At 71.7% G+C, this 26,418-nt stretch carries 24 protein-coding genes; 9 read left to right on the top strand and 15 right to left on the bottom strand.

Going from position 1 to position 26,418, the window contains the following annotated elements; translation table 11 throughout:
• Window positions 1-5: 5 nt before the first annotated feature.
• Window positions 6-1,568 (bottom strand): protein kinase domain-containing protein, encoded by a 1,563-nt coding sequence (locus tag NOO62_RS20685; RefSeq protein ID WP_268772370.1) that lies wholly within the window; start codon window positions 1,566-1,568, stop codon window positions 6-8.
• A 305-nt stretch (window positions 1,569-1,873) separates the two neighbouring features.
• On the opposite strand from NOO62_RS20685, the gene NOO62_RS20680 reads away from it, so the two are divergent.
• The gene (locus tag NOO62_RS20680; protein WP_268772369.1) at window positions 1,874-3,529 is read left to right on the top strand and encodes a protein kinase domain-containing protein; all 1,656 of its coding nucleotides are present in this window, start codon (window positions 1,874-1,876) and stop codon (window positions 3,527-3,529) included.
• A 91-nt stretch (window positions 3,530-3,620) separates the two neighbouring features.
• Here the strand turns inward: NOO62_RS20680 and NOO62_RS20675 are convergent, their stop codons facing one another.
• The 9 genes from NOO62_RS20675 to pdhA all read right to left on the bottom strand — a co-directional run bounded on the left by NOO62_RS20675 (window position 3,621) and on the right by pdhA (window position 13,522).
• Complete coding sequence (locus tag NOO62_RS20675; protein WP_268772368.1) at window positions 3,621-4,166, bottom strand: bacterial proteasome activator family protein; 546 nt, start codon at window positions 4,164-4,166, stop codon at window positions 3,621-3,623.
• Window positions 4,167-4,231: 65 nt separating this feature from the next.
• Entirely contained in the window at window positions 4,232-4,663 is a 432-nt protein-coding gene (locus tag NOO62_RS20670; protein WP_268772367.1) for a hypothetical protein, read from the bottom strand.
• Window positions 4,664-4,857: 194 nt separating this feature from the next.
• The gene (locus NOO62_RS20665; protein ID WP_268772366.1) at window positions 4,858-5,835 is read right to left on the bottom strand and encodes an NAD(P)H-quinone oxidoreductase; all 978 of its coding nucleotides are present in this window, start codon (window positions 5,833-5,835) and stop codon (window positions 4,858-4,860) included.
• 82 nt (window positions 5,836-5,917) lie between these two features.
• Window positions 5,918-7,015, bottom strand: coding sequence for a potassium channel family protein (locus NOO62_RS20660; RefSeq protein ID WP_268772365.1), 1,098 nt, complete (start codon window positions 7,013-7,015; stop codon window positions 5,918-5,920).
• Complete coding sequence (locus tag NOO62_RS20655; protein WP_268772364.1) at window positions 7,012-8,550, bottom strand: molybdopterin molybdotransferase MoeA; 1,539 nt, start codon at window positions 8,548-8,550, stop codon at window positions 7,012-7,014. Before NOO62_RS20655 ends, NOO62_RS20660 begins: the two co-directional genes overlap by 4 nt.
• A complete protein-coding gene (locus NOO62_RS20650; RefSeq protein WP_268772363.1) occupies window positions 8,547-9,647 on the bottom strand; it encodes an NTP transferase domain-containing protein in 1,101 nt (366 codons plus the stop codon). The genes NOO62_RS20655 and NOO62_RS20650 overlap by 4 nt, the downstream gene beginning before the upstream one ends.
• A 118-nt stretch (window positions 9,648-9,765) precedes the next feature.
• A complete protein-coding gene (locus NOO62_RS20645; RefSeq protein ID WP_268772362.1) occupies window positions 9,766-11,352 on the bottom strand; it encodes a dihydrolipoamide acetyltransferase family protein in 1,587 nt (528 codons plus the stop codon).
• A complete protein-coding gene (locus NOO62_RS20640; protein ID WP_268772361.1) occupies window positions 11,352-12,380 on the bottom strand; it encodes an alpha-ketoacid dehydrogenase subunit beta in 1,029 nt (342 codons plus the stop codon). Before NOO62_RS20640 ends, NOO62_RS20645 begins: the two co-directional genes overlap by 1 nt.
• Window positions 12,377-13,522, bottom strand: coding sequence for a pyruvate dehydrogenase (acetyl-transferring) E1 component subunit alpha (gene pdhA / locus NOO62_RS20635; protein WP_268772360.1), 1,146 nt, complete (start codon window positions 13,520-13,522; stop codon window positions 12,377-12,379). The genes NOO62_RS20640 and pdhA overlap by 4 nt, the downstream gene beginning before the upstream one ends.
• Window positions 13,523-13,711: 189 nt before the next feature.
• On the opposite strand from pdhA, the gene NOO62_RS20630 reads away from it, so the two are divergent.
• Window positions 13,712-14,221, top strand: coding sequence for an Lrp/AsnC family transcriptional regulator (locus tag NOO62_RS20630; RefSeq protein ID WP_398977897.1), 510 nt, complete (start codon window positions 13,712-13,714; stop codon window positions 14,219-14,221).
• 31 nt (window positions 14,222-14,252) lie between these two features.
• Here NOO62_RS20630 and NOO62_RS20625 read toward each other — a convergent pair whose 3' ends face one another.
• Together NOO62_RS20625 and NOO62_RS20620 are read right to left on the bottom strand one after the other, a co-directional pair.
• Window positions 14,253-14,846 (bottom strand): TetR/AcrR family transcriptional regulator, encoded by a 594-nt coding sequence (locus NOO62_RS20625; RefSeq protein WP_268772359.1) that lies wholly within the window; start codon window positions 14,844-14,846, stop codon window positions 14,253-14,255.
• Window positions 14,843-16,354 (bottom strand): 3-hydroxyacyl-CoA dehydrogenase, encoded by a 1,512-nt coding sequence (locus NOO62_RS20620; protein ID WP_268772358.1) that lies wholly within the window; start codon window positions 16,352-16,354, stop codon window positions 14,843-14,845. The genes NOO62_RS20625 and NOO62_RS20620 overlap by 4 nt, the downstream gene beginning before the upstream one ends.
• A 197-nt stretch (window positions 16,355-16,551) precedes the next feature.
• On the opposite strand from NOO62_RS20620, the gene paaN reads away from it, so the two are divergent.
• Window positions 16,552-18,243 carry a phenylacetic acid degradation protein PaaN gene (gene paaN / locus NOO62_RS20615; RefSeq protein WP_268772357.1) on the top strand — a complete coding sequence of 564 codons (1,692 nt, stop codon included), beginning with the start codon at window positions 16,552-16,554 and terminating at the stop codon, window positions 18,241-18,243.
• Window positions 18,244-18,310: 67 nt separating this feature from the next.
• Here paaN and NOO62_RS20610 read toward each other — a convergent pair whose 3' ends face one another.
• The 3 genes from NOO62_RS20610 to NOO62_RS20600 are packed head-to-tail and all read right to left on the bottom strand — an operon-like array spanning window position 18,311 to window position 21,227.
• Entirely contained in the window at window positions 18,311-19,090 is a 780-nt protein-coding gene (locus tag NOO62_RS20610; RefSeq protein ID WP_268772356.1) for a TrmH family RNA methyltransferase, read from the bottom strand.
• Window positions 19,087-20,427 carry an HTTM domain-containing protein gene (locus tag NOO62_RS20605; RefSeq protein ID WP_268772355.1) on the bottom strand — a complete coding sequence of 447 codons (1,341 nt, stop codon included), beginning with the start codon at window positions 20,425-20,427 and terminating at the stop codon, window positions 19,087-19,089. The genes NOO62_RS20610 and NOO62_RS20605 overlap by 4 nt, the downstream gene beginning before the upstream one ends.
• On the bottom strand, window positions 20,424-21,227 hold the full coding sequence (locus NOO62_RS20600) for a DUF5819 family protein (RefSeq protein ID WP_268772354.1): 804 nt from the start codon (window positions 21,225-21,227) through the stop codon (window positions 20,424-20,426). The genes NOO62_RS20605 and NOO62_RS20600 overlap by 4 nt, the downstream gene beginning before the upstream one ends.
• A gap of 185 nt (window positions 21,228-21,412) precedes the next feature.
• Here NOO62_RS20600 and paaA point away from each other — a divergent pair, with 185 nt between their 5' ends.
• The 6 genes from paaA to NOO62_RS20570 all read left to right on the top strand — a co-directional run bounded on the left by paaA (window position 21,413) and on the right by NOO62_RS20570 (window position 26,409).
• Window positions 21,413-22,483, top strand: a complete 1,071-nt coding sequence (paaA, locus tag NOO62_RS20595; RefSeq protein ID WP_268772353.1) for a 1,2-phenylacetyl-CoA epoxidase subunit PaaA — start codon at window positions 21,413-21,415, stop codon at window positions 22,481-22,483.
• Window positions 22,480-22,770 carry a 1,2-phenylacetyl-CoA epoxidase subunit PaaB gene (gene paaB, locus NOO62_RS20590; RefSeq protein ID WP_030972485.1) on the top strand — a complete coding sequence of 97 codons (291 nt, stop codon included), beginning with the start codon at window positions 22,480-22,482 and terminating at the stop codon, window positions 22,768-22,770. The genes paaA and paaB overlap by 4 nt, the downstream gene beginning before the upstream one ends.
• A 98-nt stretch (window positions 22,771-22,868) precedes the next feature.
• Window positions 22,869-23,558: a 1,2-phenylacetyl-CoA epoxidase subunit PaaC gene (paaC, locus tag NOO62_RS20585; RefSeq protein ID WP_268775706.1), complete on the top strand. Its 690-nt coding sequence runs from the start codon at window positions 22,869-22,871 to the stop codon at window positions 23,556-23,558.
• Window positions 23,552-24,052 carry a 1,2-phenylacetyl-CoA epoxidase subunit PaaD gene (gene paaD / locus NOO62_RS20580; RefSeq protein WP_268772352.1) on the top strand — a complete coding sequence of 167 codons (501 nt, stop codon included), beginning with the start codon at window positions 23,552-23,554 and terminating at the stop codon, window positions 24,050-24,052. Before paaC ends, paaD begins: the two co-directional genes overlap by 7 nt.
• Window positions 24,052-25,131, top strand: a complete 1,080-nt coding sequence (locus NOO62_RS20575) for a 2Fe-2S iron-sulfur cluster-binding protein (RefSeq protein WP_268772351.1) — start codon at window positions 24,052-24,054, stop codon at window positions 25,129-25,131. The genes paaD and NOO62_RS20575 overlap by 1 nt, the downstream gene beginning before the upstream one ends.
• Window positions 25,132-25,275: 144 nt before the next feature.
• Window positions 25,276-26,409 (top strand): acyl-CoA dehydrogenase family protein, encoded by a 1,134-nt coding sequence (locus tag NOO62_RS20570; RefSeq protein WP_268772350.1) that lies wholly within the window; start codon window positions 25,276-25,278, stop codon window positions 26,407-26,409.
• The last annotated feature ends 9 nt before the right edge of the window (window positions 26,410-26,418 follow it).

The following is a 26,418-nucleotide window of genomic DNA, read 5'->3' as shown; positions in this document are numbered from 1 at the left end:
GTCTCTCAGGCCCCTTCGCCGTCGGCGCCGCCGTTGCCCGCACCCTCGTCGTCGCCACCGGGATCGGTCGGGTCGCTCGTCGGCTCGGTCGGGTCCTTGGTGGGCGTGGTCGGATCGCCGGTCGGCGTGGTCGGATCACCGGTCGGCGTCGTCGGGTTCCCGGTGGGCGTCGTCGGACGCGTCGTCGGGTACGTCGGGTTCGTCGGCCGGTTCGTCGGCTCGGTGTAGTCCGTCTCGCCGCCCGTGCCCGTGTCCGGGTCCGACGTCTCGTCCTGCGTCTCGTCGTCCGCGCTCTTGCTCGGCTCCTTGGACTGCGACTGCTTCGTCGCGGGAGTCTTCGGCGGGTCCTTCTTGTCCTTCTTGTCGGTCGCGGAGAGCGCGAACGCCACACCCACCGCGATGGCGATGATCGCGAGCACGGCGACGATCCACAGTCGGCCGCGGCGGCCCTTGCCGCCGTGGTGCCCGCCGTCGAAGCCGCCGTCGTCGCCCGGCGGACGCAGCATGGGACTGGGGATCTGCGCCGTACCGGAGTCCGGGTGCGCCATCGCCGTGGTGCCCGCGAGGCCCATGGCCGAGGTGTTGCCGCCCTCGTGCATCGCCACGGGTCCGGTGTTCCAGGTCCCGGTGTGGCTGCCCTGCTCGGCCAGCATCTGCAGCCCGTACTGGACCAGGCCGCGCATCTCCTCAGCGGTCTGGAACCGGTCGTCCGGGTCCTTCGCGAGGGAGCGCATGACGAGCCCGTCCAGCTCCGGCGGCGCCGCGTCCGAGACCTCGGACGGCGGCACGGCCTGGTCCTGGACGTGCTGGTAGACGACGGAGAGCGGCGTCTCACCGGTGAAGGGGGGCCGCAGGGCGAGCAGTTCGTAGAGGAGACAGCCCGTCGCGTACAGGTCGGAGCGGTGGTCGACGGCCTTGCCGAGCGCCTGCTCCGGCGAGAGGTACTGGGGCGTGCCCATGACCATGCCGGTCTGCGTCATCGTCGACTGCGCGCCGTGCAGGGCGCGCGCGATGCCGAAGTCCATCACCTTCACCGCACCGGTGTGGGTGATGATCACGTTCGCGGGCTTGATGTCGCGGTGCACGATGCCGTGCTGGTGCGAATAGGCCAGGGCTTCGAGGACGCCCGACACGATGATCAGCGCCTGCTCGGGACCCGGCGCCTCCGCGTTGATCAGCAGATCGCGGATCGTCCGGCCCTCGACGATCTCCATGACGATGTACGGGACGACGCTCGGCCCGACGACGTCTTCACCGGAGTCGTACACCGCGACCACAGCGTGGTGGTTGAGACCGGCGACGGACTGCGCCTCACGCGTGAAACGCGCCTTGGAGACCGGGTCCTCCGCGAGGTCGGAGCGGAGCAGCTTGACCGCGACCGTACGCCCGAGACGTACGTCTTCGGCCGCGAAGACCTCGGCCATGCCGCCCCGGCCGAGTCTGTGGGTCAGCCGGTACCGGCCGTCGCCGACGAGCCCGCCGTTACCCCACAATTCAGGCGCGTCAGACATACCGCCGCCAGTCGCCTCGGGGTCGGACGGGCCCTGAGCGCGCTGCGTCTGTGCCATCAGTCCTCGCCGTCGTTTCTGGTCGTGGTACTTGGTGCCGAGTACGTGGAGATACCGGGTACTCAGTCGGCCACGCTACAGCCTTCGCGCGCCCCGCCGGTCCGAGGTGGACCGGACATCAAAGCCGCCCGGGGGTCCCATGCGCAAACTTGTAACGCTTCCGAGACGCTTCTTGCGCGTACGGTCACGGAACGGGCACCGAGCTTGACGCGTCATCGTCCTGGGGCAGACTTGGCCTGGAATAGCGGTAATCGATCAGGAGCCGCGGAGCCGTCCGGCAGCCGCGCCGATGGGGGACGCACGAGATGAGCAGCCAGGACGGCGCACAGGGGCGGTACGCGGGGCGTTCGCTGGCCGGTGGCCGCTACCAACTGCGCGATCTGCTCGGCGAGGGCGGCATGGCCTCCGTGCATCTCGCGTACGACACCGTCCTGGACCGCCAGGTCGCCATCAAGACACTGCACACCGAACTCGGCCGCGAACAGTCCTTCCGCGAGCGCTTCCGCCGCGAGGCCCAGTCGGTGGCGAAGCTCACGCACACGAACATCGTGTCGGTCTTCGACACGGGTGAAGACGACCTTGATGGCACGACGATGCCGTACATCGTCATGGAGTACGTCGAGGGCAAGCCGCTCGGCTCCGTGCTCGACGCGTCCGTCACCCAGTTCGGTGCGATGCCGACCGACCAGGCGTTGAAGATCACCGCGGACGTCCTCGCGGCCCTGGAGATCAGCCACGAGATGGGCCTGGTCCACCGCGACATCAAGCCGGGCAACGTCATGATGACCAAGCGCAACGTCGTGAAGGTCATGGACTTCGGCATCGCCCGCGCCATGCAGTCGGGCGTCACCTCCATGACGCAGACCGGCATGGTCGTCGGCACCCCGCAGTACCTCTCCCCCGAGCAGGCCCTCGGCCGCGGCGTCGACGCCCGCTCGGACCTGTACTCCGTCGGCATCATGCTGTTCCAGCTGACCACCGGACGACTGCCGTTCGAGGCGGACTCGCCGCTCGCCATCGCGTACGCGCACGTCCAGGAGGAGCCGGTCGCTCCCTCCTCCATCAACCGCTCCCTGCCGCCGGCCGTCGACGCGATCGTCGCCCGCGCGCTGAAGAAGAACCCGAACGAGCGTTTCCCCACCGCCGAGGCCATGCGCGACGAGTGCCTGCGCGTCGCCCAGTCCTTCCAGGCGGCGGCCCCGAGCATCGTGCCGGGCGCGCAGACCGCGAGCGGCGCGGGCGTCGGTTCGGCGGTCTTCCCGCCGGTCGACACGTCGATGCCGCAGAGCGGCGCCGTCCAGACGCCGTACCAGCCGGGTTCCTACGGCCCCGCCACCCCGTCCCCCGCACCCACGCCGGGCTACGGCTACCCGCAGCAGGGCGGCTACCAGACCCCGCCGCCCGTCAACGCGTACGCCCCGCAGCAGCAGGGCGCGCACACCCCGCCGCCGTACAACCTCTCGCCGCAGCCCGCCACGACGGCGTCGTCGGTCGGTCCGGGCGGCTCCGGGGGCTCGGGCGGCTCCGGCGGCGGCAAGCGGAACATGCCGGTGATCGTCGGCTCGATCGTCGTCGCGCTCATCGCCGTCGGCGGCCTGATCACCGCCCTGACGCTCAGCGGCGACGACGGCAAGGAACCCACCGACGACAAGTCGAAGCAGCCGGTGGCGGGTCACAAGGGTCCCAATCGGACCATGACCATGGAGACCGAGAAGTGCACCGACCCCGAGGTCGGGTACAACGACGAGGAAAAGATCAAGGTCCCCGACTTCACCTTCAAGGACTGGAAGTCGGTCCTGTCCTGCCTGCAGTCCGCCGGCTGGCAGCACGACAAGCGCTCGGTCGACGAGAACGCGTACGGCGAGGACACGGTCATGCGGCAGACCCCGAAGGAGGGCACGGAGGTCGACCCGAAGGGTCTGGAGATCCAGTTCGACGTGTCTTCGGGCAATCCTGCTTGATCTGCGCTGGTCTTCGCACGCAGAGGGGCTCGGTACGCGGTGCGCGTACCGAGCCCCTCTGCGTACTGCGGGTACTGCGGGTACTGCTGGTCTACAGGTAAGGGCCTCCCGTGCGGCCCGCGAGGCCGCCGCCCTCGTCCTCCTCCTCGCCGCCGCCCATACCCGGCGGCAGCGCCCGCCGCATGGACTCGAGCTGGGCCCGCGCCGCCATCTGCTGCGCGAACAGCGTCGTCTGGATCCCGTGGAAGAGGCCCTCCAGCCAGCCGACCAGCTGAGCCTGCGCGATCCGCAGCTCCGCGTCGCTCGGCGTCGCCTCCTCGGTGAAGGGCAGGGAGAGCCGCTCCAGCTCCTCGACCAGCTCGGGGGCGAGGCCGTCCTCCAGCTCCTTGACCGAGCTGGCGTGGATCTCCTTGAGGCGGACCCGGCTCGCCTCGTCGAGAGGAGCCGCCCGCACTTCTTCGAGCAGCTGCTTGATCATGCTGCCGATGCGCATCACCTTGGCCGGCTGTTCGACCATCTCCGTCACCGGGACCTCGCGGGATTCGTCGTCTCCGCCACCACCGAGTGCCATTCCGTCCTGGCCCACGACCAGGACCTGGGGGCTCTCCGGCGACCGTTCGTTCCTCGGCATCTCCATGCCGCCATTCTCTCGCACCCGTACGTCACACATCGGTGGTGCCCCCATACGCGACTGATCCACCCTCAGCCGCGGCGCAGCCGCAGCCCCAGGAAGCCCAGTCCGAGCCCGATGAGGACGAGCCCGCCGCCGAGGGGCAGGACGCGGAAATTGGGCAGCACGGGGCCGACCGGGGCACGTTCGGTGGGGTCGGATGCGGTGTCCCGGTGGGCCGCGGGGGTCGGCCTCGGCTGCCGCGGGGGCGGGGCGACCGGGGGCGGCGTGTGGGGCACGGACGTCGGGTCCAGGATGGGCGGCTGAGCCCCTCCGGGCCGCTCACGTCCCTCACCGGCGGGGCTTCCGGCGCGGGCGGTCTCTTCGACGCTGGTGCCGGGGGCGCGCGCGGCGGGGACGTGCGCGGCGAGAGCGGGGGCGTATGCCGTCATGGTCGCGAGGAGCGCTGCGCCGACCAGGGTGATCGCGGGGGCCGCGCGGTGGCTCGGCCGGAAAGGCTTCACGGGACCAGCGTCACATGAGGGGGCATATCCGGCATCCCGGCCTGGGCGGGATGCCGGGACGGCCGGATGGCCGGACGGCGGGACGGCGGGACGGCCGGATGGCCGGACGGCGGGACGGCGGGACGGCCGGACGGCCGGACGGCGGGGCGGGGCAGGGAGGCGGCCCCCGCTCTGTCCCGCCCCGCTGTGCCCCGCTAGCGCGTGAGCAGCACCTTGCCGATGTGGCTGCTCTCCTCCAGGACCCGGTGCGCCGCCGCCGCATCGTGCATCGGCACGGTCTGATCCACGATGGGCCGCACGTGGCCCCCGCCGATGAGCGGCCAGACGTGCTCCCGTACGGCGGCGACGATCGACGCCTTCTCGGCCGCCGGGCGACCGCGGAGCGAGGTGGCGGTGACGGCGGCGCGCTTCTGGAGCAGCGCGCCGATGTTCAGCTCGCCCTTGGCACCGCCCTGCATGCCGATGATCGCGAGGCGGCCGTTGACGGCGAGGGCGCGCACGTTGCGGTCGAGGTACTTCGCACCCATGTTGTCGAGGATGACGTCCGCGCCGGACCCGTCCGTGGCGCGCTCGATCTCCTCGACGAAGTCCTGCTCGCGGTAGTTGATGAGGACGTCGGCCCCCAGTTCGCCGCAGAACGCCAGTTTCTCCTTGCTGCCCGCCGTGACGGCGACCTTCGCGCCGACGGCCTTGGCGAGCTGGATGGCCATGGTGCCGATGCCGCTCGACCCGCCGTGCGCGAGCAGCGTCTCGCCGGGCCTGAGGTGGGCGATCATGAAGACGTTGGACCACACGGTCGAGGTGACCTCGGGCAGCGCGGCCGCCGTGACGAGGTCGACGCCGTCGGGCACGGGCAGCAGCTGGCCTGCCGGGACGACGACCTGCTCGGCGTAGCCGCCGCCGGAGAGCAGTGCGCACACCTCGTCGCCGACCGTCCAGCCGGAGACGCCGGGGCCGAGCGCGGCGATGCGGCCCGAGCACTCCAGGCCGGGGTACGGGGAGGCGCCGGGCGGCGGGTTGTAGAAGCCCTGCCGCTGCAGCAGATCGGCACGGTTGACGGCGCTCGCCGCGACCTCGACGAGCACCTCGCCCTCGCCGGGCACGGGATCGGGGACCTCGGCCCAGACGAGCGCTTCGGGGCCACCGGGTTCGGGGATCGTGATCGCATACATGCTGGCGAGGCTACTCGCGTACGGGGCGAAGGGCCGGGCGTAGGAGTTGCCCGCGGCACGGGGCTCCACCCCTCTCCCGGGATCAGTTCGGACGCAGCGGCTTGATGTCCGGAGCGACGGCCGTGCCGGGTGACGCTCGTACGATCGTGATCAGGCGGTCCGTCAACTCCAGCTTTCCGACCGCCGGGTCGTCGTATCCGAGCACGCGATGCCCGCGTACGACGCTCACCACCAGGTCGTCCGTCTCCCGCACGTTCAGCCCGACCTCGGCCTTTATGACCGGGCGCTCCACGAGGTCGAGGCCGCTGCCCTGCTGGATGAGGTCCTCCATGACCATGCCCGCGCTCGGGCTCAGCACGGAGAGACCGAGCAGTCGGCCCGCCGCGCTGGCGCTGGTGATCACGGCGTCCGCGCCGGACTGACGGAGCAGCGGAGCGTTCTCCTCTTCCCGCACCGCCGCCACGATCTTCGCCCCGCGGTTCAGCTGCCGCGCGGTGAGAGCGACCAGCACCGCCGTGTCGTCGCGCTGCGTCGCGATGATGATCTGACGGGCCCGCTGCACCTCGGCACGGAGCAGCACATCGCTGCGCGTCGCGTCGCCGACGACACCCGCGAACCCCTCCGCCGTGGCCGCGTCGATCACCTTGGCGCTGGGGTCGACGACCACGATCTGCTCCGGCTTCAGGCCGGTCGCGCAGACCGTCTGGATCGCGGAACGACCCTTCGTACCGAAGCCGACGACAACAGTGTGTTCACGCAAGTTGGACCTCCAGCGGGACAGACGCCATTCCTCGCGCGTCCGTTCCGTGAGCACTTCGAGAGTGGTGCCGACCAGGATGATCAGGAAGAGCACGCGCAACGGCGTGATCAGCAGAATGTTGGTGAGCCGCGCGCTGTCGCTGTACGGGACGATGTCGCCGTACCCCGTGGTCGAGAGCGTGACCGTCGCGTAGTACGCGGCGTCGAGGAAGTCGATGCGGTCGTCCGAGTTGTCGTGGTAGCCGCCGCGGTCGATGTAGACGATGAACGTCGTCAGGGCCAGCACGAACAGCGCCATCGCGAGACGGCGGGTGACCTGGCGCAACGGACGCTCGACCGTGCGCTGGGGCAGTTTGATGCGGTGTGTCGTGTGGTGCTCTTCGGGGTGACGCGCCATGGCGTCATGCCCGGGAAGTTTCACGTGAAACGCTCCTCGCCGTCTACGGCTGCCCCATCCCCGGGCCCACTGTCCTCGCTTCGGCCGGTTGAGCCCCCGTCAATCGGACCACCGTACAAAGCCGCGCCCGCACCCGTTCCGGTGCCCACCTCGGGAACGGCCCACGGCAGGTCGAGAACCTCCAACTCCCTGCCCTCCCGCGCCCCGCCGGGCGGCACGACGGCGAGCCCGTCCGCCGCCGCGATCCCGCGCAGCATCGCGGGCCCGTTGAAGTGCAGCGGCACGGCACGCTCGGCGCGCAGGGCGACGGGAACGAGACGGGTGTCGTGCGGGTGCCCCTGGACGGCGTCGCGCAGGGGAGCGGTGTACGTGGACGGCCCGCCGCAGCCCGCCGCACGGCCGGAGAGCGTACGCAGCAGGGGTTCGGCCAGCGTGAGCAGTCCGGATACGGCGGCGAGCGGGTTGCCCGGCAGGCCCACGAGGTGCCGCCCCGGCCCGACGCGGGCCAGCAGCATGGGGTGCCCTGGGCGCACCGCGACACCGTCCACGAGCAGTTCCGCGCCGATCCGGCGCAGGATGGGGTGGACGTGGTCGACCGGACCCGACGCGGTGCCGCCGGTGGTGACGATCAGGTCGGCGGTGGACGAGGTGATCGCGTCGCGCAGGGCCTCGGCGTCGTCGCCGAGCCGCCGGACTGCGGTTACCTCGGCGCCCAGCGCGTGCAGCCACGGCGGCAGCATCGGGCCGAGCGCGTCCCGGATGAGCCCGTCGCGCGGAAGGCCGTCCGTCAGCAACTCGTCGCCGAGGACGAGGACTTCGGCGCGGGGCCTGCGGAACACCGGCAGAGCGTCGTACCCGGCGGCCGCGGCCAGACCGAGCACGGCGGGGGTCACCAGGGCGCCCGCGGGCATGAGGTGTTCGCCGTTACGGCACTCCTGGCCGCGCGGCCGGATGTCCTGCCCGGTGACCACGTCGCGCAGGGCATGCAGCCTGCCCTTGTCGTCGGTCCTGCCGTGCTCGCTGCGCAGCACCGCGGTGGCGTCCTGCGGGATGCGGGCGCCCGTCGCGATACGGACCGCCTCGCCGTCGGAGAGGGCCTCCGGCCTGGCATGCCCGGCGAGAATCCCGTCGGCCCGTACGGTCCAGGGGCCGGGTCCTCCGACGACCCAGCCGTCCATCGCCGAGGTGTCGAAGGACGGCAGGTCCGTGAGGGCGGTGAGCGGCGCGGCGAGGATCAGGCCGAGCGCCCGGTGCAGCGGTACGTCGACGGGTTCGGTGCCGGGCCCGGGGGCGGCCCGCTCGGCGCGGGCGCGGGCGGCGGACCAGGAGATGGTGTCGCGGGCGGCGGGGATGGAGGGCGGGGCTGCTGGGGAGGGCGGGGCCGGTGCGGGTGGCGAGGACGGCCGGGGGGCGGGGTTTTCGGGGGCGTTGGAGGGGTTGGGGCCGTTGTGGGCGTGGGGGCCGTTGTGGGAGTTGGGGGCATCGTGGGCGTCACGGTGTCCGTTCACCAGGGCGAGCGCCTCATCGAGCTCTGCGTCCGACACGGGCTGCCCGGTCATCCGGCGACCGGAGGCGTGGCGGGCGCGGTGCCGGGCTTGGGGGAGCCTGACTGCGGGGGGCCGGGCTGAGGGGGGCCGGGCTTGGCGGAGCCTGACTGCGCGGAGCCAGGCATCGCGGAACCGGATTGCGCGGAGCCGGGCGCTGGGGTGCCGGGTTTCGCGTCCTGCTGGTCCTCGTCCGCCCAGCGCGCCGCGAGAGCCGCGGCCTTGCGCGTCGCCTCGGCCACCGCCCCGGCCACCGTTTCAGCACCACCGGCCGCTCCGCCGCGCGCCGCGGCCTGCGCCGCCGCGTACCCGACGAGGAACGTGGTCAGCGGTGCCGCGGGCCTGGCCACGCCGTGCGCGGCGTCGCGAGCGAGGTCCAGGAGGGCGCCGGTGTCGACGTCGAGCTCGATGCCCAGCTCGTCCTTGACTGCGGAAATCCATTCATCCAACACGTTGCCATGCTCCCTGATCCGCGCCCGGGCGGAGGCGATGTCGTCCCAGGTGTCGCAGTCGAAAGCGGCGAGGGGGTCGGCGACCCGGGTGAGGGAGAGCCGCCCGGTGAGCCGCCGCAACGGCAACCCGGCGAGCCCGCCGCCCCCGTGGCTGCCCCGTCCGTCGTGCCCGCCGCCCCCGTCGCTGCCCCGTCCGTCGAGCGCGGCGATCTCCCGCAGGAGCGCGGCACGCCGATAGGCCGCGACGAGTGGCTGGTCGCGGCCTTCGGGGTCGGTGAGGACCGCGCCGTCCGCCCCGCTCCCGGCCAGCGCGGCGAGGAGTCGGCTCACGGTCTGCGCGCCCAGGAACGGCAGGTCGGCGGAGAGCACGACCACCCGCTCCGCCGTCGTGCGCGCGAGCCCCGCGTCGAGCGCGGCCAGGGGGCCACCGCCCGCGGGCTCCTCGCGCGCCCAGACGACGGGGCGCACGGTCGGCCGGGGCGCGGCCACCACGACGGTCGTACCGGCGCCGGAGCACGCCGCGAGCACCCGGTCGAGCAGCGCACGGCCGCCGACCCGCACCCCCGGCTTGTCCGCGCCGCCGAGCCGGGCGGCGCCGCCCCCGGCGAGCACGACGGCGTCGTACGGGCCGCCCTCTTTCGTGGTCACATTCGTGGTCACACCCCGAGTATGGGCGTACGAAGGATCATTGGGCCCCCGCGAAGGGCCCTACGGGCACGGGACTTACGTCACGCGTCCCCCGCCGGGCCCTGCCTGGCCCTGCCTGGCCCGCTGTGCCTCATACCGACCGCAGCAACACCGCCGGCTGCTCGACACAGTCCGCCACGTACCGCAGGAAGCCACCCGCCGTACCGCCGTCGCACACCCGGTGGTCGAACGTGAGCGACAACTGCACGACGTGCCGCACGGCCAACTCGCCCTGATGCACCCACGGCTTGGGCACGATCCGGCCCACGCCGAGCATGGCCGCCTCGGGGTGGTTGATGATCGGCGTGGAACCGTCGACCCCGAACACCCCGTAGTTGTTGAGCGTGAAGGTGCCGCCGGTGAGCTCCCCCGGCGTGAGCGTTCCCGCGCGCGCCGACTCCGTGAGCCGGATCAGCTCCGCGTTGATCGAGTCGGTCGACCGCGCCTGGGAGTGCCGCACCACGGGGACGACAAGGCCGCGCGGGGTCTGCGCGGCGAAGCCGAGGTGGATGTCGGCGAACTGCCGCACCTCACGCGCCTCCATGTCCACGGAGGAGTTGAGCGCCGGGAAGCGGGCCAGGGCAGCCACGCTGATCCGCGCGAGGAGCGCGAGCAGCGACACCTTCTGGCCGTCGCGGTCCGTCATCGCGTCGTTCATGGCCTTGCGGGCCGCCAGCAGCTCGGTCGCATCGGCGTCGACCCAGCAGGTCGCCTCCGGTATCTCACGACGACTGCGGGACATCTTGTCGGCGACGAGCCCGCGGAGTCCGGTCAGGCGATGCCGGGACTCAGGGCCCGCCTTGCGCGGCTCCTTCCCGGCCGCCACGCTCTGCCGCGCCTCGTGCCGCCCCGCGCGGATCAGCTCGTCGTCCTCCAGAACGGCTGCCTCGATCGCCCGTGTGCGCTCGTCGTCGGACGTCCCGGCCTGCGCCACCGCCCGGCCCGCCTCGACGACGGACTCGACGTCCGCCCGCAGGATCAGCCCCTCCGGCCCGGACCCCACCAGACTGCGCAGGTCCACACCGTTCTCCCGCGCCAGCTTGCGCACGAGCGGGGAGATCACCGGAACCGGCCCATCGGAAGCGGGGGTGGCGGGGGCAGGCGCGATGGGAGCCGCCGCGACGGGAGAAGACGCGACGGGAGAAGACGCGGCCGGAACCGGAGCAGCGGGCGTCGGAGCGGCGGGCGTGGCCGCAGGCGGGGCGGAGACCCGCACGGCCCGCACCCGACGCCGCCGCGCGGGCGCCGCAGCCGTCCCGTACCCGACCAGCACGTTCCCGGAGGACTCCTCGGCGACCCGCTCCGCGGCAGCACGCTCCGCGGCCGTCTGAAGAGCCCGCTCAGCAGGTTCCTCAGGCGCCCAGCCCGAAACCGAACCATCCGGAACCGAACCATCCGGAACCGCCCCGCCTGAGGCCGCCCCGCCAGACCCCGCACCCACCGCGACCGTCAACAGCGGCGCCCCCACCGGCAGTTCCGTGCCCTCCTCGCCGAAGCGGGCCGTGACCACGCCTCCGTAGGGACACGGCACCTCGACCATCGCCTTGGCCGTCTCGACTTCGACGACCGGCTGGTCCACGACCACGACGTCGCCGACCTCGACGAGCCAGCGGACGACTTCCGCCTCCGTCAGCCCTTCCCCGAGGTCGGGCAGCTTGAATTCAAGGACCTGGGCCATCAGCTGTCCGCCTCCCACTGCAACCGCGCGACCGCGTCCAGGATCCGGTCGACGCCCGGGAGATGGTGCTTCTCCAGCATCGGCGGCGGATACGGGATGTCGAAGCCCGCGACCCGCAGCACCGGCGCCTCCAAGTGGTGGAAGCACCGCTCCGTGACGCGCGCGGCGATCTCGCCGCCGGGGCCTCCGAAGCCGCCGGACTCGTGGACGACGACGGCCCGCCCGGTCCGCCGCACGGACGCGGCGACCGTCTCGTCGTCGAACGGCACCAGGGAGCGCAGGTCGACCACTTCGAGGTCCCAGCCCTCGGCGCGGGCGGCCTCGGCCGCCTCCAGGCAGACGGGCACGGACGGCCCGTACGTGATGAGCGTGGCACTGCGTCCGGGGCGGCGCACCACCGCGCGGCCTATCGGTTCAACGGTCTGCGGGGCCTCCGGGTTCCAGTCGGCCTTCGACCAGTACAGCCGCTTCGGCTCCAGGAAGACGACGGGGTCGTCGGAGGCGATGGAGGCGCGCAGCAGGCCGTAGGCATCGGACACCGTGGCGGGGGTGACGACGTGGAGGCCGGGCGTCGCGATGTAGTACGCCTCGGAGGAATCGCTGTGGTGCTCGACGCCGCCGATGCCGCCGCCGTAGGGCACGCGCACGGTGATGGGCAGCGGCATCGCGCCCCGCGTGCGGTTGCGCATCCGCGCCACGTGCGAGATCAGCTGCTCGAAGGCCGGGTACGCGAACGCGTCGAACTGCATCTCGACGACCGGCCGCAGCCCGTACATGGCCATGCCGACCGCCGTGCCGAGGATGCCGGCCTCGGCGAGGGGCGTGTCGGTGCAGCGGTCCTCGCCGAACTCCGCGGCGAGCCCGTCAGTCACCCTGAAGACACCGCCGAGCGCTCCGACGTCCTCTCCGAGGACGTGGACGGACGGGTCCTCGGCCATCGAGTCCCGCAGCGCGCGCCCGAGCGCCTGCGCCATGGTGGCCGGTTTGTTGGCCGGTTTGGTGGCCGGCTTCGCCGCGACCGTGGTCATCGGGCTTCCTCCTCGGCCTCTTCCGAGGCCACTTCGAGCTCGGCCCGCAACTGTGCCGCCTGCTCCCTCAGCTGCGAGGTCTGCTCGGCGTACACGTGCGTGAAGAGGTCCATGGGGTCGAGCACGGGCTCCTGGTTCATGTGCTCGCGCAGGTCGGCGGCCATGGCCTCGGCGTCGTCGCCCACCTGCCGTTTCATGTCGTCGTCCAGAAGTCCGCGCTCCGTCAGCTCCCGCTCCATGAGCAGGATCGGGTCGTGGTCGCGCCAGGCGTCGACGTCGGTGTCCTGGCGGTAGCGCGTCGCGTCGTCGGCGTTCGTGTGCGCCTCCATGCGGTACGTGACCGCCTCGACGAGCGTCGGGCCGCCGCCCTCACGCGCGCGGGCGACCGCTTCGCTCAGCACCTCGTGCATCGCCGCCGCGTCGTTGCCGTCGACCAGGCGGCCCGGCATGCCGTACCCCACGGCCTTGTGGGCCAGGGACGGCGCCGCGGTCTGCTTGGCGAGCGGCACGGAGATCGCGAAGCCGTTGTTCTGTACGAGGAAGACGACGGGGGCCTGCCACACCGCGGCGAAGTTCAGCGCCTCGTGGAAGTCGCCCTCACTGGTGCCGCCGTCACCGACCATGGCGAGGGCGACCACGCCGTCGCCCTTGAGCCGGGCCGCGTGCGCGAGGCCCACGGCGTGCGGGAGCTGGGTCGCAAGAGGCGTGCTCAACGGCGCTATGCGGTGCTCGCGCGGGTCGTACCCGGTGTGCCAGTCGCCGCGCAGCAGCGTCAGCGCGCTCGCGGGGTCGAGCCCGCGGGCGACCACGGCGAGCGTGTCCCGGTAACTGGGAAAGAGCCAGTCCCGCTCCTCCAACGCGAGGGCGGCGGCGATCTCGCACGCCTCCTGCCCGGTGCTCGAGGGGTAGACCGCGAGCCTGCCCTGCTTCGTCAGCGCCGTCGCCTGCGTGTTGTACCGACGGCCGCGCACGAGCTCCGCGTAGAGCAGTCGCAGCAGCTCCGGGTCGACCTTCTCGGCGGCGCCGGTGCCCAGGACGCGGTAGGGCTCCGCGTCCGGCAGCAGCGGCGCGGGGTCGGTCCTGGGCTGCCAAGCGGGGGGCGGGGTGGGCCGGTAGGCGCCCCGCTGCTCCATGACCGTCATGACGGCACCTCCTGGGGGAAGCGGACTCCTCGTGGGAGCGGCAAAAGAGGCGCGCGACGTGATGCGCCTCACCTACCGATTGTTCGGTCGACGGCACATTTTGGCTACAGGCACCTCCAGGCTGTGGACAAACGGTTCTGCACAGCCTGGGATGGATGCAGTACGTCCATGGTAGGGAGGCGGGGGGACATGGCATCTGAACGAATGGCCGACGGACCGGTCGGCGACCGTCCGGAGCCCCAGATCCCGGATCCGCGCCCGCTGGACGCCATAGACCGCGACATCCTGCAGATCTTGCACACGGACGGACGCGCGTCGATACGCTCCGTGGCCGAGCGGGTCCATGTGTCGCGCGCCAACGCGTACGCGCGCATCAACCGCCTCATCGACGACGGGGTCATCCGGGGCTTCGGGGCGCGCATCAATCACGAACGCGCCGGACAGGGCGCGTCCGCCTACATCACGCTCAAGATCGTCCAGAACACCTGGCGCACGGTGCGCGAGCATCTGCGCGCACTTCCCGGTGCGTCCCACATCGCGCTCGTCAGCGGCGACTTCGACGTACTGCTCCTGGTGCACACGCCGGACAACCGGGCCCTGCGCGAGCTGGTGCTGACCCGGCTGCAGTCCATCCCCGAAGTACTCAGTACGCGTACGTTGCTGGTCTTCGAGGAGGACGACATGGAGCCGGAGAACTGAGAGGCCGTCTGCAACGTCCCCGGGCCGGGGCTCAGCGGTCGGTGCGCAGCCCCGCGAAAGCCAGTTGCACGACGGCGTCGGCGATCTGCTCGCCGTTGGCGGCGCCCCGGCTCTCCGGCCGGTACCACTCCACGATGGAGTTGATCATCCCGAAGAGCAGCCGGGTGGCGAGCCGCAGCTCGATGTCGGAGCGCAGATCACCGTCGGCGACGGCCTCCTTGAGCAGCGCCGCCACCTGCTGGTCGAACTCCCTGCGCCGCTCCATGGCCCAGCGTTCGGTGTCGGTGTTGCCGCGCACCCGCAGGAGCAGCGTCACGTAGGGCAGTTCGGCGACCAGCACCTCGACGGTGCGGCGCGTCACGTACTCCAGGCGCTGGACCGCGCTGCCCACGCGCGCGTGGTCCTCGACGAGGATCCCGAAGAGCCCGTCCAGCGCCCGGCTCACGGCGCGGCGCAGCAGCTCCTCCTTGCCCGCCACGTGGTGGTAGATCGAGGACTTGGAGATGCCGGCCGCCTTGGAGAGGTGCTCCATGGACGTGCCGTCGTAGCCGCGCTCGTTGAAGACCCGGACGGCCACGCTCAGGAGCGTCTCCGGGGTGTACGTGTCGCGCCGGGCGGTGGTCATGAGTACTCCTCTCGCACGGCTTGGCGCCGCAGTGCCTGGGAGGGCGCGTAACGCCCGGTGGGGTACTCGTCGTGCAGGGCGTCGAGCGCCTCTGCCACCCGGTACGCGGTGAGGCGGCGGCCCCATGCGACGGGCCCGAGCGGGTAGTTGACGCCGAGCCGCATGGCGGTGTCGATGTCGTCGGCGTCCGCGACCTCGCGTCCGACGGCGTCGAGGGCGAAGTCGACGAGCATCCACACCGTGCGGGCCACGATCATGCCGGGGCTGTGCCCGATGACGCTGACCTTCTTGCCGAGCGCCTGGAAGAGGCCGATCGCCTCCTTCAGGGACTGTTCGCCGACCCTGCTCGAAGGGGCGAGGGCGACCCTGGTGGCGGCGCGGTAGTCCAGCGCCAGGTCGAAGTGGATGGTGGGCTCGGCACCGGCGTCGGCGGCCGTGCCGTCGGCCGGGGCGAGCCGGGCCCCACTGGGGAGTTCGATGAAGCCGGGGTACTCGGGGACGCCCTCGCCGCGTCCGACCCGGATGCCCGCCTCCCCCATGAGGGTGGTCAGCGCGTCCGCCGGGAAGAGGTCGCCGTGCACGGTGACGGACTCCGGCGCATGCGCGGGCGGCGCGGTGTGCGGCTCCGCGCGCGGGGCGTCGTCCCCGTACGCGTACCAGCCCTGTCCCGACTTCCGTCCGAGGCGGCGCGACTCCACGAGGCGGCGCTGCGCCAGCGACGGCGTGAACTTGGGGTCCTGGAAGAAGGACTCCCACACGGAGCGCGTGACGGCTTCGTTGACGTCCTGGCCGATGAGGTCGGTGAGCTCGAAGGGGCCCATCTTGAATCCGCCGCACTCGCGCAGGACGGCGTCGATCGTGGCAGGGTCGGCGACCCGCTCCTCGTACAGGCGCAGCGCCTCGGCGTAGAAGGGCCGTGCGATGCGGTTGACGATGAAACCGGGAGTGTCCGAGCAGTGCACCGGGGTCTTCCCCCAGGCCTTGGCCGTCTCGTACGCGCGCGTGGCCGCTGTTTCCTCCGTCGCGGAGCCGCTGACGACCTCGACGAGGGGCAGCAGGGGCGCCGGGTTGAAGAAGTGCAGACCCACGAAGCGGCCCGGCGCGCGCAGGGCGCCCGCGATGGCGGTCACGGAGAGGGACGACGTGTTGGTGGCCAGCAGACAGTCCTCGGCGACGACGTCTTCGAGGTCCTGGAACAGCCGCTGTTTCACGTCGAGTTGTTCGAGGATCGCCTCGACGACGAGACCGCAGTCGGCGAGCTCCGCGAGGCTTTCGGCGGGGGCGAGTCGGGCACCGGTCGCGGCGCGGTCCTCGGCCGTGAGCCTGCCCTTCTCGACGAGCCGGTCCAGGCGCGCACCGATCGCGTCGGCCGCCGCCTTCGCGCGGCCCGGCGCGGCGTCGTACAGCCGCACGGGGTGGCCCGCGACCAGGGCGACCTGGGCGATGCCCTGCCCCATGGTTCCGGTACCGACCACGGCAACGGCGCTGCTGAGCTCGAGTGCTGTCATGTTCGCGATCCTCCCGCACGGCCCGTCGGCCGCGGGGTCCGGGGGTGGCCGGCAAGAAGTTGTCCACAGCTTTGCCGGACCCTCTTGTCCCGACCGATCGTTCGGTTACTCTAGCCCTGACAGAGCGTTCCTGCCCACCGTCCCTGCCCAGCTCGCCAGCTCGACGCAGAGCTGCCCGAGGAGGAGTTGGTCCCGTCATGGCCGCCGAACTCACCGCGCCCCAGCTGATCGCCAAGCACCGGCCCACCCTCGACCAGGCGCTGGAAACCATCCGCACGCGTGCGTACTGGTCCCCTCACCCCGAGCACCCGAAGGCGTACGGGGAGAACGGCAGCCTGAGCCTGCCCGAGGGCAAGGCCGCCTTCGACGCCCTCCAGGGCACCCGCTTCGACCTCGACCAGCCCGGTACCGACGACTGGGTCGGCGGAGAAGTCTCGCCGTACGGACCGGAGTTGGGGATCACCTACCCCCACCCGGACATCGACACGCTGCTGCCCGCCATGCGCGCCGGAATGCGCGCCTGGCGCGACGCGGGCGCGGAAGTGCGCGCGATGGTCTGTCTGGAGATCCTGTCGCGCATCAGCTCCCGCACGCACGAGTTCGCGCACGCGGTCATGCACACCAGCGGCCAGGCCTTCATGATGGCCTTCCAGGCGGGCGGCCCGCACGCCCAGGACCGCGGCCTCGAAGCGGTCGCGTACGCGTTCGTCGAGCAGACCCGCATCCCCGACGCCGCCGAGTGGACCAAGCCCCAGGGCAAGCGCGACCCGATCGCGCTGAACAAGCGGTTCACCCCCGTCGCACGCGGCATCTCGCTCATGATCGGCTGCAACACCTTCCCGACGTGGAACGGCTATCCCGGCCTGTTCGCCTCGCTCGCCACCGGCAACCCCGTCCTGGTCAAGCCCCACCCGCGCGCGGTCCTGCCCCTGGCGCTCACGGTGCGGATCGCCCGCGAGGTCCTCGCCGACGCGGGCTTCGACGCGAACCTCGTCTGCCTGGCCGTCGAGCGGCCCGACGAGGGCATCGCCAAGACCCTCGCCGTGCGCCCCGAGATCACGCTGATCGACTACACCGGATCGACGGCCTTCGGCGACTGGCTCGAGGCCAACGCCCGCCAGGCGCAGGTCTACACGGAAAAGGCCGGCGTCAACACGGTCGTCGTCGAGTCGACGGACAACTACAAGGGAATGCTGGCCAACCTCGCCTTCTCCCTGTCGCTGTACAGCGGCCAGATGTGCACCACCCCGCAGAACCTGCTGATCCCGCGCGACGGCATCCGGACCGACGCCGGCGCTAAGTCGTACGACGACGTGGTCACGGACCTCGCGGCCTCGGTGAACGGCCTGCTCGGCGACGACGCGCGGGCGAACGGCGTCCTCGGCGCCCTGGTCAACCCCGATGTGAAGGCCCGCCTCGAAGCGGCCGCGGGACTCGGCGAGGTCGCCCTCCCCTCGCGGGAGATCACCAACCCGGAGTTCCCGGACGCCGTGGTCCGCACCCCGGTGATCGTCAAGCTGGACGGCGCCAAGCCCGACGCCGAGGCCGTCTACCTGAACGAGTGCTTCGGCCCGGTCTCCTTCGCGGTCGCCGTCGACTCGGCGGCGGACGCGGTGGAGCTGCTGCGCCGCACGGTGCGCGACAAGGGAGCGATGACCGTCGGGGCGTACACGACGTCGGAGGAAGTCTCCGCCGCCGTCGAGGAGACCTGCCTCGAAGAGTGCGCCCAGCTGTCCCTGAACCTCACGGGCGGCGTCTATGTGAACCAGACGGCGGCGTTCTCGGACTTCCACGGCTCGGGCGGCAACCCCGCGGCGAACGCCGCGCTGTGCGACGGCGCGTTCGTGGCCAACCGCTTCCGCGTGGTGGAGATCCGCAAGGACGCGTGACGCCCGACGCGTCTCGCGTGACGCGTCTCGCGTGACGCGTCTCGCGTGACGCGTGACGCGCGGCGGGTCAGGCCTCCGGCCCCGGGGGCCTGCCCGCCGACCAGTGGAAGAGCGTCATGCCGACGCTCGTCGCCAGGTTGTAGCTGGAGACCTGCGGGCGCATCGGCAGGGACACCAGGTGGTCCGCGTGGTCACGCAGTGCGGCCGAAAGCCCGCTGCGCTCGGAGCCGAACGCGAGCACGGCGTCGTCCGGGAGCTTCAGCCCCCTGATGTCCTCGCCCTCCGCGTCGAGCGCGAAGACCGGGCCTGGCGGGAGATCGGTCACGTCCATGCGCTCCACGGCGGTCGCGAAGTGCAGGCCCGCGCCACCGCGCACCACGGTGGGGTGCCAGGGGTCGAGCGTGCCGGTCGTGACGACCCCGGTCGCGCCGAACCCCGCGGCGAGCCGGATCACCGCCCCGGCGTTGCCGAGGTTGCGCGGATCGTCGAGCACGACGACCGGCGCGGCCCTGGACGTCCTCCGCAGCGCGTCCAGGTTGGCCGTACGAGAGGGACGTACCGCCAGGGCGGCCACGGCCGTGGGATGCAGCCGCGGCACGAGGGCGCGCAGCCGGGCGTCCGGGACCTGCGTCAGGAGTTCGCCGAGCTCGTCCTTCACGTCCGGCGCGAGCTCGTCCGCGAGGGCCAGGACGGCGGGCCGGTCGCTGGTCAGCGCCACCGGCACCCGCGCGCCGAAGCGCAGCGCGTGCTTGATCGCGTGGAAACCGTCGAGCAGCACGGACGTATCGGCGAGCCCGTGCCAGGCGCGTACGGCGCCGTCGGGGTCCGCCCCGTCCGTCCTGTTCATGGCGTGAAGCCTACGCGGGCGGGGTTGGTGGGTTCTTCGCCCCGCCTCCCGTCCACGGAGTCCACAGTGTCCACGGAACCCACGGACTTCGCGGAGTTCCCGGAGTTCGCGGAGTTCCCGGAGTTCGCGGAGTTCCCGGAGTTCGCGGAGTTCCCGGAGTTCGCGGAGTTCCCGGAGCGCTGTTCCGGCACATCACTGCCGCGGGAGAGCGGAAGACGGGATACCGCCCCTTCACGCGCGCGTGCCGCCCATCGGCCGAGGCGCCGCAGGAACGACGTCGGCAGGAAGACGGCGTCGGCCGCGATCATCGCGAGCGAGAAGAACGGCAGCCCCAGAACGACCGCGATCACGGAATGCTCGACGATCATGGCCGCGAGCAGGACGTTCTTGACCCGGCGGTTGAAGAGGGTGAAGGGGAAAGCCACCTGCACGACGACCGTTCCGTACGTCACCAGGAGCACCATGATGCCGTGCGACGAGAGCAGTTCGGAGAGGGCGGGCCACGGGGAGAAGTAATCGAGGTTCAGCGGGTAGTAGACGGCCGTGCCGTCCTGCCAGCGACTCCCCTGGATCTTGTACCAGCCGGCCGTCGCGTAGATCAGACAGGCCTCAACCATGATCACCAGCAGGCCCGCGTTGTGGGCGACGTTGGCCACGACGTCGAGAAGCTTCCGCAACTCGCTCTCCGGAGCCCGCCGCCCCACGGCCCACCAGAAGCCGTGCACCAGCCACAGCCCCCAGAGCAGCAGCAGCCACCCGCCGCTGAGCTCCCCCATGAACGTCACGACGGACAGCCCGAGCCCGAGCACCCACCACAGGACGGGCCCGACCGGACCGACCGGGTCTCCCGCCCCCTCACCTGCGCGTTCCGCTCGCCGTGCGTCCAGCGACCAGACCTGACCGCAGCGCGTGAAGACCAGATACGTCGACATCAGGTGGATGACGTTGTCGCCGCCGTCTCCCATGAAGATGCTGCGGTTCTGCAGCGACAGCACACCGATCATGAAGAGCACGGACATCGCGCGCGTGTGCCATCCGAGCAGCAGCAGGACGCTGCTGAGGATCCCCACCGCGTAGACGATCTCGAACCAGAGGTTCCCGTCCGCCCACATCAGTGCGGTGAAGGCGCCGTTGCTCGCGATGAGCTGCTGCGCCATGTCCCAGTTCCAGGGCCCGTCGGGCCCGTACATCTCATGGCGGTGGGGGAGTTCCCGCAGCAGGAAGAACAGCCAGGTACCGGCGAATCCGATACGGATCACCGCGGTCTGGTACGGCCCCAGGGCGAACCCGGTGACGTTGTTGATGCCCCGCGCCAGCGGGTTCTCGAAGCGGCTCATCGCGCAGCACCCTCCGCGTCGGAGCCCGCGCGGCCCTTCGTCCCTGCGCCCGCGTCGCCCTTGCCGTCGGCGAGCGGCAGGTCGTCCGGCTCCACCTTCCACCACGGGAGCATGCGGTAGGCGGGCTTGAGGGAGACCTTCTCGTCGCTCCACTTCGGCGGACGCACGCTCGTGGTCTTCGAACGCAACTGCACGCGCGCGATCTCGTCCCCCTTGCGACCCGGATCCTCCCGGTCGAGCCGCATGTACGCGATACGGCGGACATAGCGCTCGGAGAGCTGGCCCCGCAGGCCGACGGGACGATTCTGCGAGTCGTGCGAGCCGACGTAGAAGTCCCAGGCGCGGCGGAGTTCGTTCTGCTGCGTGTGGCTGGGCAGGAGGCTTCCGTCGATGGCGGCGCCGTCGTCGGCGGAGAGGCCGTACCAGTCCGTGGTCCGCACACCCCCGTCAGCCGTACGGAGCTCCGCACGGGCCTGCACCGCGACGTTCTGCTGGAGCGGGTTGGGCGCGAAGAGCTTCCAGTTCTGCTCGAACTCGGGGTAGATCCATTCGTCCACCACGTCCCCGTGCTGCTTGGTCAGCGTGTTCGAGGGCGCGACATGCAGGAACAGCATGGCGACATGGACGCAGGCGGCCGCGGCGACGACGGCCAGGGCGCACGCGGCGGCAATCTGATACCCGAGCCTGAGCCCGGCGATCCCGACCCGGACCGGCCGCTCGGCCTCCGGGTCTCCCACTTCGGCCCCGACGGACTCACCGGGCCCGGGCCCGCCACCGGAGCCCTCGTCGTTCCGGTCCATTCCGCCCCGTTCCCCGTTCCCGCACCGAACCCTGCCGCCGGAACGGTACTCAGGCCTGCCCCCGGCGCACAGCGTCCGTGAAGTTATCCACAGGGTTGACACCTTATGGCGGAGGGCCGCACCATTGAATTCAACGAACCGAACGATCGGTCGGGCGGTTCGCTCACAGCTCGAGGGGGACCGAGATGGCGACAGCAGCCGCACACCGGGCGGCGGGCACGAAGCCGGACGAGGCCGTGTCCGCTGCGGACTCCGCCGCCCGCACGGCGGAGCACCAGGCCGTCTTCGACGCGGCGGTCGCCGCCGACGAGCGCATCGAACCCCGCGACTGGATGCCGGATGCGTATCGCGCGTCCCTCGTGCGCCAGATCGCCCAGCACGCACACTCCGAGATCATCGGCATGCAGCCGGAAGCCAACTGGATCACGCGCGCCCCCTCCCTGCGGCGCAAGGCGATCCTCATGGCCAAGGTGCAGGACGAGGCCGGCCACGGCCTGTATCTGTACAGCGCGGCGGAGACCCTCGGCACGAGCCGTGACGAGCTGCTCGACAAGCTGCACTCCGGCCGCCAGAAGTACTCGTCGATCTTCAACTACCCCACGCTGACCTGGGCGGACGTAGGCGCAATCGGCTGGCTTGTGGACGGCGCGGCGATCACCAACCAGGTCCCCCTGTGCCGCTGTTCGTACGGGCCGTATGCGCGGGCGATGGTCCGCGTCTGCAAAGAGGAGTCCTTCCACCAGCGCCAGGGGTACGAGTCGTTGCTCGCCCTCAGCCGCGGCACCGAGGCCCAGCACGCCATGGCGCAGGACGCGGTGGACCGCTGGTGGTGGCCCTCCCTGATGATGTTCGGCCCGCCCGACGACGAGTCCTCGCACTCCGAGCAGTCGATGACGTGGAAGATCAAGCGCCACTCGAACGACGAGCTGCGTCAGCGCTTCGTGGACATCTGCGTCCCCCAGGCGGAATCCCTCGGTCTGACGCTCCCCGACCCGGACCTGGTGTGGAACGAGTCCCGGGGTCACTTCGACTTCGGGGCCATCGACTGGACCGAGTTCTGGGACGTCCTCAAGGGCAACGGCCCCTGCAACGACCAGCGCATAACCCAGCGGCGCCGCGCCCACGAGGAGGGCGCCTGGGTCCGCGAGGCAGCGGCTGCGTACGCGCGCAAGCAGACACCGCCCGCACAGACGCGGCCCACGCAGACGACGCCCACGCAGGGCGCGGCCACACAGCACGGAGAGGCGACAGCATGAGCAGCTCGACCGACTGGCCGCTGTGGGAGGTGTTCGTCCGCTCTCGTCGCGGGCTCTCCCACACCCACGCGGGCAGCCTGCACGCGCCGGACGCGGAGATGGCGTTGCGCAACGCCCGCGATCTGTACACGCGCAGGAGCGAAGGCGTCTCGATCTGGGTCGTGCCGTCCACCGAGATCACCGCGTCCTCGCCGGACGAGAAGGACTCCTTCTTCGAGCCGGCCGGCGACAAGCCCTACCGCCACCCGACGTTCTACGAGATCCCGGAAGGGGTGAAGCACCTGTGAACACCCAAGCACCCGTGCCCGCCCCGGCCGCCACCCCGCTCCCAGCCCCGGCCGCCACCTCGACCGACGCATCGACCGACACCCCGGCCCTCCCCGCCCTGGCCCTCGGCGACGACGCGCTAGTGCTCTCCCACCGGCTGGGGGAGTGGGCCGGACACGCCCCCGTCCTCGAAGAGGAGGTCGCCCTGGCGAACATCGCGCTCGACCTGCTCGGCCAGGCCCGCCTCCTGCTCTCCATGGCCGGCGACGAGGACGAGTTGGCGTACCTCCGCGAGGAGCGCTCCTTCCGCAACCTCCAGCTCGTCGAGCAGCCGAACGGCGACTTCGCCCACACCATCGCCCGCCAGCTCTACTTCTCGACCTACCAGAAGCTGTTGTACGGCGAGTTGGCGTCCGGAGACGGCGTCTTCGCCCCCTTGGCCGCGAAGGCCGTCAAGGAGGTGGCCTACCACCAGGATCACGCCGAGCAGTGGACCCTGCGCCTCGGCGACGGCACGGACGAGAGCCACGCGCGCATGCAGGCGGGCATCGACGCCCTGTGGCGGTTCACCGGCGAGATGTTCAAGCCGGTGCCGGGGCTGGCCGCCGACTGGCAGACCATCCAGCAGCGGTGGACCGCGTCGGTGACGGCAGTCGTCGAGCGGGCGACCCTGACCGTGCCGCAGGGCCCGCAGACCGGCGCGTGGACGGCGGGCGCCGGACGCGAGGGACTGCACACCGAGTCGTTCGGCCGGATGCTCGCCGAGATGCAGCACCTGCACCGCAGCCACCCGGGGGCGTCATGGTGACGACCGCGCCCACCGCCCTGGAAGCGGAGCTCCTGGCCTTGGCGGGTTCGGTGCCCGACCCCGAGCTGCCCGTGCTGACACTGGCCGAGCTCGGCGTGGTGCGCGGCGTGCGGGTCCTCTCCCCGGGCAGGGTCGACGTCGAGCTGACCCCCACGTACACGGGCTGCCCGGCGATAGAGGCCATGTCCGCCGACATCGAGCAGGTCCTGCACGAGCACGGCGTGGCCGAGGTCGCGGTGCGCACGGTGCTCTCCCCCGCCTGGTCGACCGAGGACATCAGCGCCGAGGGCCGCCGCAAGCTGGCCGAGTTCGGCATAGCTCCCCCGCGTTCCCACGCGGCGGACGGTCCCGTTCCGCTGAGCCTGTCGATCCGCTGCCCGCACTGCGGCTCGACCGACACCGAACTGCTCAGCCGCTTCTCCTCCACGGCCTGCAAGGCACTGCGCCGCTGCGACTCCTGCCGTGAACCCTTCGACCACTTCAAGGAGTTGTGATGGCCCGCTTCCACCAGCTCCGGGTAGCGGCGGTCGACCGGCTCACCGACGACTCCGTGACGCTGACGTTCGACGTGCCGCCGACGCTCCGCGAGGAGTACCGCTTCACACCGGGCCAGCACCTCGCCATCCGCCGCTTCGCGGACGGCACGGAGATCCGGCGTACGTACTCGATCTGCTCCGCGGCACCGCCCGTCGACGCCCCGGAGGAGCCCCGGTTCCTGCGCGTCGGGGTGCGCCTCGTCGAGGACGGCGCCTTCTCCACGTACGCGTTCAAGGAAGTCGCCGTCGGCGACGAGCTGGAGGTGATGACGCCGGCCGGACGGTTCACGCTGGACCCGGCCCCCGGGCGCTACGCGGCGATCGTCGGCGGCAGCGGCATCACACCGGTGCTCTCCATCGTCACGACGCTCCTGGAGCGGGAGCCGAAGGCGGACTTCTGCCTCATACGCAGCGACCGCACCGCCGCGTCGACGATGTTCCTGGAAGAGGTCGCGGACCTGAAGGACCGCTGGCCCGACCGGTTCCAGCTGGTCACCGTGTTGTCCCGCGAGGAGCAGCAGGCGGGGCTCGGCTCCGGGCGGCTCGACGAGGAGCGGCTCGCCCAGCTCCTGCCGGCGCTGCTGCCCGTGACGGAGATCGAGGGCTGGTTCCTGTGCGGCCCGTTCGGCCTGGTGCAGGGGGCGGGGCGAACGCTGCGTGCCCTGGGGGTCCCCCGCCGCCGCGTCCACGAGGAGATCTTCCACGTGGACGACGGAGGCGCCTCTGTCGTCGCCGCCGTTCCCACGACGCCGGCGCTCGCGCACAGCACGGTGACGGCGACCCTGGACGGCCGCTCCGGCACCTGGGCCGTGCAGGCCGGGGAGTCCCTTCTCGAGACGGTGCTGCGCAATCGCGCCGACGCCCCGTACGCCTGCAAGGGCGGGGTGTGCGGCACGTGCCGGGCCTTCTGTGTCTCGGGTGAGGTGCGGATGGACCGCAACTTCGCGCTGGAGCCGGAGGAGACGGAGGCCGGGTATGTGCTGGCGTGCCAGTCCCGTCCGGCCACGGACACCGTGGAGCTGGACTTCGACCGCTGACCCCCGCCGCCCCCACTGCCTGCCTGTTCCCTTCCCGTAGAACCTGTTCTATCTTGACGCACCGTCAGGTACGAGAAGGCGACATACGAAGAGACGAACAGGGCGACGGAGACGTCGGTCGGCCGGGGCACGGGAGGACGGGCAGTGGACTTCACTTTCACCGAGGAACAGCAGGCCGTGGTCGAGGCGGCGCAGGCACTCTTCGCGGACGTCGAGCCGGACGGGGTGCCCAGCCCCGCCCTCACGCCCGGTGCCGTCGCCGAGGACTTCGACCGCGCCCTGTGGTCCCGGCTCGCCGACGCCGACCTGCTGGGCGTGCTCATCGCCCCGGAGCACGGCGGTGTGGGCCTGGACGCCATCGCCCTGTGCCTGGTGCTGCGCGAGTCCGCGAAGGTGCTCGCCCGGGTCCCCCTCCTGGAGAACAGCGCCGCCGCACTCGCGGTCCAGGCCGACGGCAGCGCCGAGTTGAAGCGAAGGGTGCTTCCCCAGGTCGCGTGCGGCGAACTGGTTCTGACGGTCGCCGCCAACGGCCGCACCGGCCACGACCCGGCCGACCTGGCCGTCACCGCACAGCGCGACGGCGACAACTGGATCCTGGACGGGCTCCAGACAGGCGTGCCCTGGGCGCAGAACGCGGACCTCGTGGTCGTACCCGCCCACACCCCCGAAGGCCACACCGTCCTCGCACTCGTCCCCCGCCTCCACGAAGGCCTGACCGTCGCCGAACAGATCTCCACCAGCGGCGAGCGTCTCGGCGAGCTCCGCCTGGCGGCCGTGCGCATCGCCGCGTCGGACGTCATCGAAGCCGACGGCGCCTGGGAGCGGCTGCGCGACCTGCTCGCCACCGGCACCTGCGCGCTCGCGCTGGGTCTGGGCGAGGGCGTCCTGCGCATGACGAGCGAATACGTCAGCAAGCGGGAACAGTTCGGCCACCCCGTGGCCACGTTCCAGGCCGTGGCCGTGCAGGCGGCCGACCGCTACATCGACCTGCGCTCGATGGAGGTCACCCTCTGGCAGGCCGCCTGGCGCGTGAGCACCGGCGCGGACGGCGCCCTGCCCAGGACAGGGGACGTCGCCGTCGCGAAGATATGGGCTTCGGACGGCGTACGCAGGGTCGTGCAGACAGCCCAGCACCTGCACGGCGGCTTCGGCGCCGACACCGACTACCCCCTGCACCGCTATCACGCCTGGGCCAAGCAGTTGGAGCTCTCCCTCGGTCCTGCGGCCGCCCACGAGGAGGCCCTGGGCGACCTGCTGGCCGCCCACGCACTCGGCTGAGATCCCGCC

This window comes from Streptomyces sp. Je 1-369 (assembly GCF_026810505.1).
Lineage (GTDB): Bacteria > Actinomycetota > Actinomycetes > Streptomycetales > Streptomycetaceae > Streptomyces.
Note: the sequence above shows the minus strand (reverse complement) of the source record. Positions and strands in the feature narration are given on the sequence as shown.

Bases quoted from the DNA above. Each gene is read 5' to 3' on its own strand.
- NOO62_RS20685 (WP_268772370.1), bottom strand. From the start codon at position 1,568: ATGGCACAGACGCAGCGCGCTCAGGGCCCGTCCGACCCCGAGGCGACT.
- NOO62_RS20680 (WP_268772369.1), top strand. From the start codon at position 1,874: ATGAGCAGCCAGGACGGCGCACAGGGGCGGTACGCGGGGCGTTCGCTG.
- NOO62_RS20675 (WP_268772368.1), bottom strand. From the start codon at position 4,166: ATGGAGATGCCGAGGAACGAACGGTCGCCGGAGAGCCCCCAGGTCCTG.
- NOO62_RS20665 (WP_268772366.1), bottom strand. From the start codon at position 5,835: ATGTATGCGATCACGATCCCCGAACCCGGTGGCCCCGAAGCGCTCGTC.
- NOO62_RS20655 (WP_268772364.1), bottom strand. From the start codon at position 8,550: ATGACCGGGCAGCCCGTGTCGGACGCAGAGCTCGATGAGGCGCTCGCC.
- NOO62_RS20645 (WP_268772362.1), bottom strand. From the start codon at position 11,352: ATGGCCCAGGTCCTTGAATTCAAGCTGCCCGACCTCGGGGAAGGGCTG.
- NOO62_RS20640 (WP_268772361.1), bottom strand. From the start codon at position 12,380: ATGACCACGGTCGCGGCGAAGCCGGCCACCAAACCGGCCAACAAACCG.
- pdhA (WP_268772360.1), bottom strand. From the start codon at position 13,522: ATGACGGTCATGGAGCAGCGGGGCGCCTACCGGCCCACCCCGCCCCCC.
- NOO62_RS20630 (WP_398977897.1), top strand. From the start codon at position 13,712: ATGGCATCTGAACGAATGGCCGACGGACCGGTCGGCGACCGTCCGGAG.
- NOO62_RS20625 (WP_268772359.1), bottom strand. From the start codon at position 14,846: ATGACCACCGCCCGGCGCGACACGTACACCCCGGAGACGCTCCTGAGC.
- NOO62_RS20620 (WP_268772358.1), bottom strand. From the start codon at position 16,354: ATGACAGCACTCGAGCTCAGCAGCGCCGTTGCCGTGGTCGGTACCGGA.
- paaN (WP_268772357.1), top strand. From the start codon at position 16,552: ATGGCCGCCGAACTCACCGCGCCCCAGCTGATCGCCAAGCACCGGCCC.
- NOO62_RS20610 (WP_268772356.1), bottom strand. From the start codon at position 19,090: ATGAACAGGACGGACGGGGCGGACCCCGACGGCGCCGTACGCGCCTGG.
- NOO62_RS20605 (WP_268772355.1), bottom strand. From the start codon at position 20,427: ATGAGCCGCTTCGAGAACCCGCTGGCGCGGGGCATCAACAACGTCACC.
- NOO62_RS20600 (WP_268772354.1), bottom strand. From the start codon at position 21,227: ATGGACCGGAACGACGAGGGCTCCGGTGGCGGGCCCGGGCCCGGTGAG.
- paaA (WP_268772353.1), top strand. From the start codon at position 21,413: ATGGCGACAGCAGCCGCACACCGGGCGGCGGGCACGAAGCCGGACGAG.
- paaB (WP_030972485.1), top strand. From the start codon at position 22,480: ATGAGCAGCTCGACCGACTGGCCGCTGTGGGAGGTGTTCGTCCGCTCT.
- paaD (WP_268772352.1), top strand. From the start codon at position 23,552: ATGGTGACGACCGCGCCCACCGCCCTGGAAGCGGAGCTCCTGGCCTTG.
- NOO62_RS20575 (WP_268772351.1), top strand. From the start codon at position 24,052: ATGGCCCGCTTCCACCAGCTCCGGGTAGCGGCGGTCGACCGGCTCACC.